At 60.7% G+C, this 11,759-nt stretch carries 11 protein-coding genes; 1 reads left to right on the plus strand and 10 read right to left on the minus strand.

The genetic code is table 11. The features are described from left to right. Positions 1–111: 111 nt before the first annotated feature. From AB5Y83_RS17535 to leuS, 10 genes are all read right to left on the minus strand, one after another. The gene (locus tag AB5Y83_RS17535) at positions 112–1,092 is read right to left on the minus strand and encodes a septal ring lytic transglycosylase RlpA family protein (protein WP_368175652.1); all 981 of its coding nucleotides are present in this window, start codon (positions 1,090–1,092) and stop codon (positions 112–114) included. Then, entirely contained in the window at positions 1,034–2,032 is a 999-nt protein-coding gene (gene mltB, locus AB5Y83_RS17540) for a lytic murein transglycosylase B (RefSeq protein ID WP_368175653.1), read from the minus strand. The genes AB5Y83_RS17535 and mltB overlap by 59 nt, the downstream gene beginning before the upstream one ends. Further along, complete coding sequence (rodA, locus tag AB5Y83_RS17545; protein ID WP_368175654.1) at positions 2,032–3,135, minus strand: rod shape-determining protein RodA; 1,104 nt, start codon at positions 3,133–3,135, stop codon at positions 2,032–2,034. Before rodA ends, mltB begins: the two co-directional genes overlap by 1 nt. After that, positions 3,128–5,050, minus strand: coding sequence for a penicillin-binding protein 2 (gene mrdA, locus AB5Y83_RS17550; RefSeq protein WP_005335168.1), 1,923 nt, complete (start codon positions 5,048–5,050; stop codon positions 3,128–3,130). The genes rodA and mrdA overlap by 8 nt, the downstream gene beginning before the upstream one ends. Before the next feature lie 103 nt (positions 5,051–5,153). Beyond that, complete coding sequence (gene rlmH / locus AB5Y83_RS17555) at positions 5,154–5,621, minus strand: 23S rRNA (pseudouridine(1915)-N(3))-methyltransferase RlmH (RefSeq protein WP_005335166.1); 468 nt, start codon at positions 5,619–5,621, stop codon at positions 5,154–5,156. A gap of 19 nt (positions 5,622–5,640) precedes the next feature. Beyond that, positions 5,641–5,982, minus strand: coding sequence for a ribosome silencing factor (gene rsfS / locus AB5Y83_RS17560; RefSeq protein WP_005335165.1), 342 nt, complete (start codon positions 5,980–5,982; stop codon positions 5,641–5,643). A gap of 103 nt (positions 5,983–6,085) precedes the next feature. Next, positions 6,086–6,736 carry a nicotinate-nucleotide adenylyltransferase gene (gene nadD / locus AB5Y83_RS17565; protein WP_021229735.1) on the minus strand — a complete coding sequence of 217 codons (651 nt, stop codon included), beginning with the start codon at positions 6,734–6,736 and terminating at the stop codon, positions 6,086–6,088. Continuing rightward, positions 6,730–7,767 (minus strand): DNA polymerase III subunit delta, encoded by a 1,038-nt coding sequence (gene holA / locus AB5Y83_RS17570; protein ID WP_021229736.1) that lies wholly within the window; start codon positions 7,765–7,767, stop codon positions 6,730–6,732. Before holA ends, nadD begins: the two co-directional genes overlap by 7 nt. Positions 7,768–7,780: 13 nt before the next feature. Continuing rightward, positions 7,781–8,263, minus strand: a complete 483-nt coding sequence (gene lptE / locus AB5Y83_RS17575; protein ID WP_139747808.1) for an LPS assembly lipoprotein LptE — start codon at positions 8,261–8,263, stop codon at positions 7,781–7,783. A gap of 205 nt (positions 8,264–8,468) precedes the next feature. Continuing rightward, a complete protein-coding gene (leuS, locus tag AB5Y83_RS17580; protein WP_368175655.1) occupies positions 8,469–11,045 on the minus strand; it encodes a leucine--tRNA ligase in 2,577 nt (858 codons plus the stop codon). Between the two features lie 145 nt (positions 11,046–11,190). Here leuS and AB5Y83_RS17585 point away from each other — a divergent pair, with 145 nt between their 5' ends. Beyond that, the gene (locus AB5Y83_RS17585; RefSeq protein ID WP_005335155.1) at positions 11,191–11,685 is read left to right on the plus strand and encodes a zinc ribbon-containing protein; all 495 of its coding nucleotides are present in this window, start codon (positions 11,191–11,193) and stop codon (positions 11,683–11,685) included. Positions 11,686–11,759: the final 74 nt, after the last annotated feature.

The following is an 11,759-nucleotide window of genomic DNA, read 5'->3' on the forward strand; positions in this document are numbered from 1 at the left end:
GAGATGGCGATCAGAACTGGTTTTTTATCCATCACTCCCTGTCATCACGCCATAAAACGACGTGATGACAGTGAGTAAGCGGTTAGTCACATCCGCAGCAAAAGGGGGCGATCAGGGCACGATAAAGGCCTGTTCCAGCCCGCCCTGACGTACTTTTTCCAGCACACTTGCCTGCTGGTCGGCGGCGACCGGGCCAATCAGCACCCGGAAAATGGCGCCATGGGCATCGATCCGGTAGGGTAGGCCGTAACGCTGGGTCATCACCTTGCCCATCGCCTCGGCCCGATCCCGGGAGCCGCTGGCCAGTACCTGGATCATCTTGCCATCACCACTGCTGGCGGGCGCTGCAGCCTTGGCTGGCGCTGGTTTGACAGGTGCCGCTTTGGCGGGTGTGGCCGCGGGCGCCTTGACGGGGGCGGGTTCGGCGGCGGGAGTGGCCATCGCCAGTGCGGTTGGTTCACCCAGGAAGCCATCTTGCGACAGCGTGTTGGAGGCCGCAGCCGGAGTGGTCGGAGTCATTTCGATGGGCTTCATCGGTTCCATGATCACCATCTGGTCCGGAGTGTCGCTGATCAGCTCCAGCCGTACTCGGGCCTCACCGCTATCGACCATCTCCAGCTGCTTGGCCGCTGCGTAGGAGAGGTCGATCAGGCGCGGGCTGTTGAACGGGCCGCGATCGTTGACTCGCACTATGGTCTCCAGCCCGTTGTCCAGATTGGTGACTCGCACATAGCTCGGGATGGGCAGGTTGCGGTGGGCGGCACTGAACAGCTTGCTGTCCAGCACATCGCCGTTGGCGGTCTTCTGGCCGTCCAGATCCGGTGACAACCAGCTGGCGGTGCCCTCTTCGCTGTAGTGTTTGATGTCGCGCCACACCTCGTGCTTCTGCTTGCCGATCCAGTAGTCCCGGTTGCCGCTGGCACTCAGGGGCTCGGGGCGCGGAATGGCGCCGGTGGCTTGCGGGATCTCGATAACGGGTGGCTTGCTGACCGGTGCTTGTGGCTCGACGGGGGCGCTATGTTCCGGCTGGCTGCTACAGGCGGCCAGCAACAAGCTCAGGCTGAGCGGGAGGAGTTTGTGACGAAGATGCATACGCTTCCTGAATGGCTTGGCTAAGTTGATACACCGCCATCGCATAGAGTGGGCTGCGATTGTAACGGGTGATCACATAAAAGTTATGCCGTGCGACCCAGTATTCCGGTCCATCGGCTTGGGCAAACGCCAGTAACTTGACCGGCGTCTGTGGGGCCAGCGGCGTGGCGAGCTCAATCCCTGCCGCCGCCAGTTCTGACCACTGCTGTGTTAACTCGGGCTCAGGCCTGAGTAGAGGTTCGACTGCCATCAACCCGATCTGGGCCGGTTCCACCACGGATTCGCCCCAGCGCCACTGGTGGCTGGCAAAATAGTTGGCCACGCTGCCGATGGCATCGACCGGGTTGGCAAACAGATCCCGCTTGCCATCCCCGTCAAAGTCGACGGCATAGTGGCGATAGCTGGAGGGCATGAACTGCCCCATCCCCATGGCGCCGGCATAGGAGCCCTTGAGGGCATCGAGTTGCCACCCTTCCTCTTTGGCCAGCACCACCAGCTGGGCAAACTCCTTGGCAAAGAAGTCGCTGCGCTCCGGGTAGTGGAACCCCAGGGTGTAGAGGCTATCGAGCACCGGATGACGGCCCATCTGGCGACCGTAGAAGGTTTCTACCCCTATGATGGCCACGATGAGCGAGGCGGGCACCCGATAGGTCTGCTCCACGCGAGCCAGCGTCTCGGCATGTTGCTGCCAGAACTGCTGGCCATCACGGATGCGCTCCGGGGTAACGAACAGCGGCCGGTAGCGATGCCAGGGTTTGGCCTCCCACGGCTTGCTGATGGTGTCGAGCACCTCCTGCCGTAACTGGGCGCGGGCGACGGCGGCCTGCAACTCCGCCAGCGGCACCTGTTGCTGTTCGGCGAGCAGGGCCAACCGATCCGGCGCCACAGCGGCGGTCGCCATCGTGGTGGCGAGCGAGAGCAGCAATCCGGCCCGTTTCATCAGGCGAGCAGTCTTCTATGAGTCTGGATGGACATCAGGATACCGAATCCGGCCATCAGGGTCACCATGGAGGTGCCGCCATAGCTCACCAGCGGCAGGGGTACCCCCACCACCGGCAAGATGCCGCTCACCATGCCCATGTTGACGAACACATAGACGAAGAAGGTGAGGGTGATGGCACCGCCCAGCAGCCGCTCGAAGCTGTTCTGGGCCTGCATCGAGATAAACAGGCAGCGGCTGATGACGTAGAGGTAGAGCACCAGCAGTAGGGCAACCCCTACCAGACCGAACTCCTCGCTGAATACTGCGAAGATAAAGTCGGTATGCCGTTCTGGTAAAAACTCCAGCTGGGATTGGGTCCCTTGCAGCCACCCCTTGCCGAAGACGCCGCCGGAGCCGATGGCAATCTTGGACTGGATGATGTGATAGCCGCGGCCGAGCGGGTCCTTCTCCGGGTCGAGCAGCATCAGCACCCGCTGGCGCTGGTAGTCGTGCATCAGGAAGAACCAGAGTACCGGCATAAAGGCCAGCATCAGCAGGACCGCCAAGCTGATCAGCCACCAGCTGAGCCCCGCCAGGAAGATGACGAAGAAGCCGGAGGCGGCCACCAGAATGGAGGTGCCAAGGTCAGGCTGGGCGGCGATCAGCAGGGTGGGCAGCAGCACCATGATGAGGGCGATCACCACATGGCTGAACTTGGGTGGCAGCGAGTGGCGACTGAGCCAGGCGGCCACCATGATCGGCATGGAGAGCTTCATCACCTCGGAGGGCTGGAACTTCATAAAGCCCAGATCGAGCCAGCGCTGGGCCCCCTTGCCGATGTGGCCGAATACGTCCACCGCAATCAGCATCAGCACCACCACGGCGAACAGCGGCACCGACCAGCGGGCGTAGAGGGAGGGGGGCAGCTGGGCCAGGCCGATCATCAGGGCAAATGCGAGACCGCCGCGCACCAGCTGGCGCACGATGGAGTCCATATCCTGACCGGAGGCGGAGTAGAGCACCACCATGGAGAGGGTCATCACGGCCAGCAGACCGAGCAGCAGGGGCAAGTCGATATGCAGCTTGTACCAGATGCTCTGCTGGCGGGCAGAATTACTCATTGGGGGCGACCTCACTCGGTTGGGACGGCTTTTCCGGTGCCGGTGGCAGTTGCGGATCAGGGGGCAGCAGATAGGCATCCAGCATCTGGCGAGCAATGGGCGATGCAGCTCGACCACCACCACCTCCGATGGAGTTTTCCAGTACCAGAGCTACCACCGCTTTGGGCGCCTCGAAGGGGGCATAAGCAACGAACAAAGCGTTATCGCGATGTTCCGCCTTGACCGTCTTGATGTTGTAAACCTGATTTTCCTTCAAACCGACTACCTGGGCTGTGCCCGATTTGCCGCCTGAGGAGTAAGGCGCCTTGGCAAACGAGTGACGGCCACTGCCTTCACTGCCATGGTTGACTCGCCACATCCCATCCTGCGCCACTTTCCAGAAGCTGTCGTTCTTGAGCTTGAGGGCGATATTGGGGTTGATGGGGGCATCGACCACCCCCGCCTGGGAGGCTGTGCTCTTGAGCAGGTGCGGGGTGACGTCGTGACCATTCTGGGTCAGGATGCTGATCGCTTTGGCCAGTTGGAGCGGGGTGGCGCTCCAGTAGCCCTGACCGATACCGACAGAGATGGTGTCACCCTGATACCATGGCTGGCGCCAGCGGGCCATCTTCCAGTCACGGGACGGCATGACCCCCTTGGTCTCTTCATAAAGATCGACTCCTGTGTACTGACCGAAGCCAAACTTGGTCATGTAGCTGTGGATCTTGTCGATGCCGACCCGATAGGCGAGATCGTAGAAGTAGGTATCTGCCGAGACCTCGATGGCGCGATAGACGTCGAGCCAGCCATGACCCCAGCGGCGCCAGTCGCGAAACTTCTTGGTGGTGCCGGGAATGGAGAAGCTTGGGCCGCCGAAATAGCGGTAGCCCGGGGTGATGGCCCCCTCGTTGAGACCCATGATGGACATCATGGGCTTGACGGTGGAGGCAGGGGCATAAATGCCCTGAGTGGTGCGGTTCACCAACGGCCGCGCCGGATCGTTGAGGAGCGCCGAGTAGTTGGCGCTGGAGATACCGGTCACGAACAGGTTGGGGTCATAGCTGGGGCTCGACTCCAGGGCCAGGATGGCGCCGGTTTTCGGGTCCATCATCACGATGGCTCCGCGCTGGCCAGCCAGCAGTTGCTGGGCCTTGAGCTGCATCCGGACGTCGATATTGAGGTAGATATCCTTGCCCGGAATAGGTGGCTGGAACTTGAGGGTGCGGACAATCCGGCCGCGGTTGTTCACCTCGACCTCCTGATAGCCCGCCACACCGTGCAGCTCATCTTCGTAATATTTCTCCACCCCCTGCTTGCCGATATCCTTGGTGGCCGCGTAGTTGGCGAGTTTTTCTTCCTTCTCGAGGCGCTCTACGTCACGGGTGTTGATCTTGGCCACATAGCCCAAAGCATGGGTGAGGGTGTCACCAAACGGGTAGTAGCGCTTGAGGTAGGCTTCGATGCTGGCGCCCGGGTAGTTATGCTGATTGACCGAGAAGAGGGCCACCTGATATTCGGTCAGCTTCTCGTAGAGGGCGACCGGCTTGAAGCGGCGCTGGCGCTTCACTTCGGCGAGGAACTTCTCCTTGGTGCCTTCCGGCAGACCCAGCAGGGTGATCAGCTGGTCGGCGGTTTTTTCGAGATCCTTGGTCTCTTCCGGCACGATTTCCAGACTGTAGACCGGGCGGTTTTCCGCCAGCAGCACACCGTTGGTGTCATAGATGAGGCCCCGTGGCGGTGCCACCGGCACCACGCGGATTCGGTTGGAGTTGGAGCGAGTCTGGTAGGTGTCGTAGGACTCGACCTGCAGATAATAGAGATTGCCCAGCAGCACCAGCATCAGCACGACGATGCCGATGTAGGCTACCAGGGTGCGCCGGAAGAACAGATTGCCCTCGGCACTGTGATCGCGCATTTCGATGCGTTGTTTCAGCATGCCTTTACCTCAAGACCCTTGGGGGCAATAAGAGCAGGAACTGCATTGTTCACTCTCTGTGATAGGGGTGAATATGAGAGGTGAGACTCCAGAGACGCATGGCTCACTCTCTATGATACGGATGGTTGGTGGTGATGCTCCAGGCCCGATAGAGGCTCTCGGCCACCAGTACCCGTACCAGCGGATGGGGCAGGGTGAGCGGTGACAGTGACCAGCTCTGTTCGGCGGCAGCCTTGCACTCGGGGGACAAGCCTTCCGGCCCGCCTACCAGCAGGGCCACATCGCGGCCATCGAGTTTCCACGCCTCCAGCTGGGTCGCCAACTGCTCCGTGGTCCAGGGCTTGCCCGGAATATCGAGGGTGACGATGCGCGAGCGCCCCGCAGCCGCCAGCATGGCTTCCCCTTCCTTCTGCAGGATGCGGGGAATGTCGGCATTTTTGCCCCGTTTGCCTGCGCCGATCTCGACGAGTTCAAACGGCATGTCTTTGGGGAAGCGGCGACGATACTCTTCGAAGCCATGCTCTACCCAGGCGGGCATCTTGGTGCCCACCGCAATCAACTGGATCTTCATGGTCGTTACACTTGTGCTCTTATTGCGTATTCATTTGAGCGGCACCGCTCCACAGCTTTTCCAGTTGGTAGAAGTCACGATGTTCATCCTGCATTACATGCACGATCACCGAGCCCATATCTACCAGCACCCATTCACCGCTCAGTTGCCCTTCCACGCTCAGCAGATCCAGACCCGCGTGGCGGGCCTCGCTGGCCAGATGGTGGGCAATGGCGCTGACGTGACGACTGGAGTTGCCGGAACAGATGATCATGGTGTCAGTAATGCTGGATTTGCCGCGTACATCGAGGGTGATGATGTCGCGGCCTTTCATGTCATCGATCTTGTCGATGATAAAGGCATGCAATTCTTGGCCTTGCAATGAGTCTCTCCTGTATTCCGGCGCGCAGCGTTTGCGTCAGGGCGGCGGATTATATCATGGTCACTCCCGTTTCCCATCGGGCGGGGCGGGATTACGACAGGGGCTAGCGGCGGTTGGCGCGGTAGAGCCCCTGTTGATCAATATAGTGCGCAACCGACTCGGGCAAGAGGTAGCGGGTGTCTTGCCCCGCATCCAGCAAGGCCCGCAGTCGGGTGGCTGACAGTTCGATGGGCTGGTTGTCCGCCAGCCAGATATGACCGGTCAGACGCTGATGCAGCGCGTTGGCATCTGTGGTGTGATGGCGCGCCAGCAGCTGCGCCACCCCGGCCGGATAATCCGGTTGCCAGCCCGGCCGCACGCTCACCACCAGATGGGCATGGTCGAGCAGCTCCTGCCAGCGGTGCCAGCTTGGCAGGCTCAGCAGGGAATCCATCCCCATCAGAAAACAGAGCGGCGTACCGGGCAGTTCATGACGCAGCTCGATCAGGGTATCGATGGTGTAAGAGGGCTTGTCCCGTCTCAGCTCCCGCTCATCCACCACAAAGTGGTGGTTCTCTGCCGCCGCCAGTTTGACCATGGCGAGACGCTGTTCGCTCGAGCAGAACGGATTGGCGCGGTGGGGCGGGATATGGTTCGGGATCAGCCGCATCTCGGCCAACCCGAGGGCATCGCGCGCCTCGATGGCCGGGCGCAGATGGCCGATATGGATAGGATCGAACGTGCCCCCCAGCAGGCCAATGGGCGCCTTCAGCACGGGCTGCTCTCCATCACCAGCGGCAGCGGGGTGCCATCACGAAAGCCGAGGGCAATGGTCTGCAGCATCAGCCAGGCCTGCTCGCTATCGAAGCGGCGCTGTGCATCGTCCAGCTGGGCCATCAGTTGCCACAGTTGCTGCAACTTGGCAAACGGCAGTCGGGTCAGTGCTTGCTGAATGAGCTGCTGGCGGCTCTGCCAGATGCGCAGGCGGCTGAAGTGCTCCCCCAGCGGCTGGCCGTTGCGCATTGCCAGCGACAGCTCGGTCAGCTGCTCCAGCTCGCGGCAAAGGGTCCAGGCCAGCATCCCCGGCTCGGTGCCTTCGGCCCGCAGGGCGGCCAGAATGCGCTGGGCCCGGTTCACCTTGCCCTCCAGCAGGGTATCGACCAGCTGGAACGGGGTGAAGTGGGCGTGGCGGATAATGGTCTCTTGCAGATAGGTGACGCTGATGGGCTGGGGCGGCGAGAGCAGGGTCAGCTTCTCGATCTCTTGGCTGGCGGCCAGCAGGTTGCCCTCGTAGGAGTGGCACATGAAGTTGATTGCATCCGGCAGCGCCTTGAGGCCGAAACGCGCAAAACGGGCGCTCATCCAGCGCGGGAAGAACTTGGGCTCCGGATGGTTGACCGGCACATAGGTGCCAATCTGGTAGAGCTTGTCGAACCAGGCTGCCTTCATCTGGGTCTGGTTGAGGCGACCGCCACTCAGCACCAGCAGCAGGTCGGGATGAAGCTGCTTGCCAATTTCGCTGATGCGGGCAGCGAGATCCTTGTCCACCTTGGCGGGCAGCTCCAGCTCGATGATCTGGCGGGCGGAGAAGAGGCTCATGGCCTGACAGGCATCGTAGACCTGATTCCAGTCCAGCCCCTGCTCCACCACGAAGGTGTGGCGCTCATCGAAACCCTGCTTGCGGGCGACCTGACGGATGGCATCGATGGCCTCCAGTCGCAACAGGGGCTCGTCGCCAAAAACGAGATAGCAGGGCCGAAGCCCTGCTTTGAGGTGGTCACCAAATTGCTCAGGGTAGACTCTCATCAAAGTACTCGCATCAGAAGCTGACCTGACTCAACTGCCGGATCACCTGATTGGCCGCCTGCTCCTGCATCTCGCGGTTGAGCTGCTCCTGCTCACGGGAGGAGGCGAGCGCTGCATCCGGCTTGTTGAGGAAGCTGCGGTTGAAGTTGATGGGGAAGACCTGAGTCGGCTTGCCCGGTACCGAGATGGTGAACTGGGTACCAAAGCCCAGCACATATTCGGTGTCCGTCCCCAGCGCGTTGACCGAGGCGACCTGACTGGTGCCGCCTACGCCGCCCAGAGTGAGCACCGGAATGCCCTCCTTGTCGGCCAGGGTCACGCCAGAGGCCTTCAGACGGGTGGTAACCATCCGGTAGAAGTCGCTCTTGTTGTCGCCCACGACCTTCATGGTCATCAGCTCGCTCGGAATGCCGTTGCCGCGCATGTGAAAGCCGCAGCCTTGCAGCAGCAGACCAGCCAGCACGATGGCCATCCAGCGGGTGAAGATGGTGCCCATAGAAAATCCTCTTTGCATTAAGGGAAAGCGGCGGGCGCAGGGCCCGCCGTTATCATCCGTTTGCTGTCACAGATTGGCAATGATCAGTTGGCAGCCAATTAGTTAGCGACAATGTTGAGCTGTCATGGGCCGGTAAGTCGTTACCCATGAGTGGCCACACAGTCAGCCAAGGTCGCCAAATGGTATGACATCAGTTGGCAACCGATCAGTTAGCGACAATATTGAGCAGCTTGCCAGGTACATAGATCACCTTGCGCACGGTCAGACCGTCGGTGAACTTCTGCACGGAAGCATCGGCCATCGCCAGCTTCTCGACATCAGCCTGGCTGATCTCGGCCGGCACGGTCAGTTTGCCGCGCATCTTGCCGTTGATCTGCACCACCACCAGCTTCTCGGTCTCGACCATGGCCGCTTCATCGGCCACCGGCCAGGCTGCGTGATCGATGTCGTCGCCCTTGCCCAGCATCTTCCACAGCTCGAAGCCGATGTGCGGGGTGATGGGGTAGAGCATGACTACCACAGCTTCCAGCGCTTCCTGCATCAGGGCGCGGTCCTGCTCGTCGTTGCCGAGCTTGGCCAGATTATTCATCAGCTCCATGATGGCGGCGATGGCGGTGTTGAAGGTCTGACGGCGACCCACGTCATCGCTCACCTTGGCGATGGTCTTGTGCAGTTCACGGCGTACCGCTTTCTGCTCGTTGGTGAGAGCTGCCACATCCAGAGCGGCAACGGCGCCACCGGAGACGTGTTCGAAGGTGACGCGCCACAGGCGACGCAGGAAGCGCTGGGCCCCCTCTACGCCGGAGTCGGACCACTCCAGGGTCATCTCTGCCGGAGAGGCGAACATCATGAACAGACGGACGGTATCGGCGCCGTAACGCTCGACCATCAGCTGCGGGTCGATGCCGTTGTTCTTGGACTTGGACATCTTGGTCATGCCGGAGTGGAGCACTTCGCGGCCTTCGTTATCGATGGCCTTGGTGATGCGACCCTTCTCGTCACGCTCTACCTTGACGTCGGTCGGGCTGACCCAGACGTTGCCGCCCTTCTCGTCTTTGTAGTAGAAGGCGTCGGCCAGCACCATGCCCTGGCAGAGCAGGCGCTTGAACGGCTCGTCGCTGTTGACCAGACCCGCGTCACGCAGCAGCTTGTGGAAGAAGCGGGCATAGAGCAGGTGCATACAGGCGTGTTCGATACCGCCGATGTACTGATCCACCGGCAGCCAGTGGTTGGCAGCCGCCGGATCCAGCATGCCCTTGTCGTAGTCCGGAGAGCAGTAGCGCGCGTAGTACCAGGAGGACTCCATAAAGGTGTCGAAGGTATCGGTCTCGCGGAACGCTTCCTGACCGTTGTAAGTGGTCTTGGCCCACTCTGCGTCAGCCTTGATAGGGCTCTGGATACCATCCATCACCACATCTTCCGGCAGCAGTACCGGCAGCTGGTCTTCCGGCGTCGGCACCACGGAGCCGTCAGCCAGAGTCAGCATCGGGATGGGGGCACCCCAGTAGCGCTGACGGGAGACACCCCAGTCGCGCAGACGGTAGTTGACGGTGCGCTTGCCTTTGCCCAGCCCTTCCAGCTTGCTGGCGATGGCATCGAAGGCGCCCTGGAAGTCGAGACCGTCGAACTCGCCGGAGTTGAACAGCACACCTTTCTCGGTATAAGCGGCTTCGCTCACGTCGACGTCGCCATCAACCGGCTTGATCACCGCCTTGATGTCGAGGCCATATTTGGTGGCGAATTCGAAGTCACGCTGATCGTGGGCCGGAACCGCCATTACGGCGCCGGTGCCGTAGTTCATCAGCACGAAGTTGGCGACCCAAACCGGTACCTTGCGGCCATCCAGCGGGTGAATGGCATAGAGGCCGGTGGCCATGCCCTTCTTCTCCATGGTGGCCAGCTCGGCTTCGGCTACCTTGGTGTTCTTGCACTCTTCGATAAAGGCGGCCAGCTCCGGATTGTTCTGGGCTGCTTGTAGCGCCAGCGGGTGACCGGCAGCGATACCGACATAGGTGACGCCCATGAAGGTGTCCGGACGGGTGGTGTAGACCTCCAGCTGCTCAGCCTGACCTTCGATAGCGAAGCTGATGTTGACCCCTTCGGAGCGGCCAATCCAGTTGCGCTGCATGGTCTTGACCATCTCTGGCCAGCCTTCCAGATTGTCGATGTCGTTGAGCAGCTCTTCAGCGTAGTCGGTGATCTTGATGAACCACTGGGGGATCTCTTTCTGCTCCACCGGGGTGTCACAGCGCCAGCAGCAGTTGTCGACCACCTGCTCGTTGGCCAGCACTGTCATGTCGTTCGGGCACCAGTTGACGGAGGAGGTCTTCTTGTAGACCAGACCCTTCTCGTAGAGCTTGGTGAAGAACCACTGTTCCCAGCGGTAGTAATCCGGCTTGCAGGTGGCGACTTCACGATCCCAGTCATAACCCAGACCCAGCATCTTCAGCTGGTTCTTCATGTATTCGATGTTTTCGTAGGTCCAGGGCGCCGGCGCGGTATTGTTTTTGATCGCGGCGTTCTCGGCCGGCAGACCGAATGCATCCCAACCTATGGGTTGCAGCACGTTCTTGCCATTGAGGCGTTGATAACGGGAGATCACATCACCTATGGTGTAGTTACGAACGTGCCCCATGTGTAGTCGACCAGACGGATAGGGGAACATGGACAGGCAGTAGAACTTCTCCTTGTCTACCTTTTCCACGGCCTTGAAGGTTTTCTTGGCATCCCAGTGCTTTTGCACTGCTGGTTCGATTGATTGGGGAACGTATTGCTCTTGCATTGGTGACATCCGGATCTGTGAAATGAATAGATAAATCAGCTGGGAAATCGCAATAGAATACCCATATCCTGCGGCGGCAACAACCGCCAGCGTCCCTTGGGCCTTAAGCCGGGCCAGATCAGGGTTTAGTAGAGGAGTTAGAGCCATGGACAAACGTCAAAAAGGGTACGAAGCCTTCATTGCCGAGCTGCAAAAACAGTGGCAAGAGACTGAAGAGTTCCAGGGGGAGCGCCTCAACCGGATGATTGCCAAGGTGCAGGCCTATCTGGAGGCTGCCAGCGACCTGACTCAGGACGAACTGGCGCTCATCGCCGAGTACGTGAAGCGGGATCTGGGCAACTATGACGAGGGGCGCCATGACGATAGTGCGCAGGTGGAAGAGTCTGCCTTTATGCTGGCCCTCAAAGACACCGCCTGGTCCTGGCTGGCGGATGTGACCGACCGCGCCCAAGTGGAGTGGCGCGAGCTGGCCGACGAGCTGGAGCACAAGGGTGTTTACGAAGCGGGTGACTGGGTGGGGCTCGGGGTCATGGTGTGCGACCAGTGTGGCTGGCGCCATACCGTGCTGCATCCCCAGCAGCTCGATACTTGCCCCGAATGCGGCTGCGCCGAGTATCATCGCGAGCCGCTCTCGCCCTGAGTCATGCCATCAAGGCGGACGAGATAACGAGCAAAAAGGCGCCATCAGGCGCCTTTTTCTTGCTTGCAGGTTTC

Origin of the sequence: Aeromonas sp. R5-4, from assembly GCF_040908215.1 — a bacterium.
GTDB classification, from domain to species: Bacteria; Pseudomonadota; Gammaproteobacteria; order Enterobacterales; family Aeromonadaceae; genus Aeromonas; species Aeromonas veronii.

Bases quoted from the DNA above. Each gene is read 5' to 3' on its own strand.
- AB5Y83_RS17535 (WP_368175652.1), bottom strand. From the start codon at position 1,092: ATGCATCTTCGTCACAAACTCCTCCCGCTCAGCCTGAGCTTGTTGCTG.
- mltB (WP_368175653.1), bottom strand. From the start codon at position 2,032: ATGAAACGGGCCGGATTGCTGCTCTCGCTCGCCACCACGATGGCGACC.
- rodA (WP_368175654.1), bottom strand. From the start codon at position 3,135: ATGAGTAATTCTGCCCGCCAGCAGAGCATCTGGTACAAGCTGCATATC.
- mrdA (WP_005335168.1), bottom strand. From the start codon at position 5,050: ATGCTGAAACAACGCATCGAAATGCGCGATCACAGTGCCGAGGGCAAT.
- rlmH (WP_005335166.1), bottom strand. From the start codon at position 5,621: ATGAAGATCCAGTTGATTGCGGTGGGCACCAAGATGCCCGCCTGGGTA.
- holA (WP_021229736.1), bottom strand. From the start codon at position 7,767: ATGAGAGTCTACCCTGAGCAATTTGGTGACCACCTCAAAGCAGGGCTT.
- lptE (WP_139747808.1), bottom strand. From the start codon at position 8,263: ATGGGCACCATCTTCACCCGCTGGATGGCCATCGTGCTGGCTGGTCTG.
- leuS (WP_368175655.1), bottom strand. From the start codon at position 11,045: ATGCAAGAGCAATACGTTCCCCAATCAATCGAACCAGCAGTGCAAAAG.
- AB5Y83_RS17585 (WP_005335155.1), top strand. From the start codon at position 11,191: ATGGACAAACGTCAAAAAGGGTACGAAGCCTTCATTGCCGAGCTGCAA.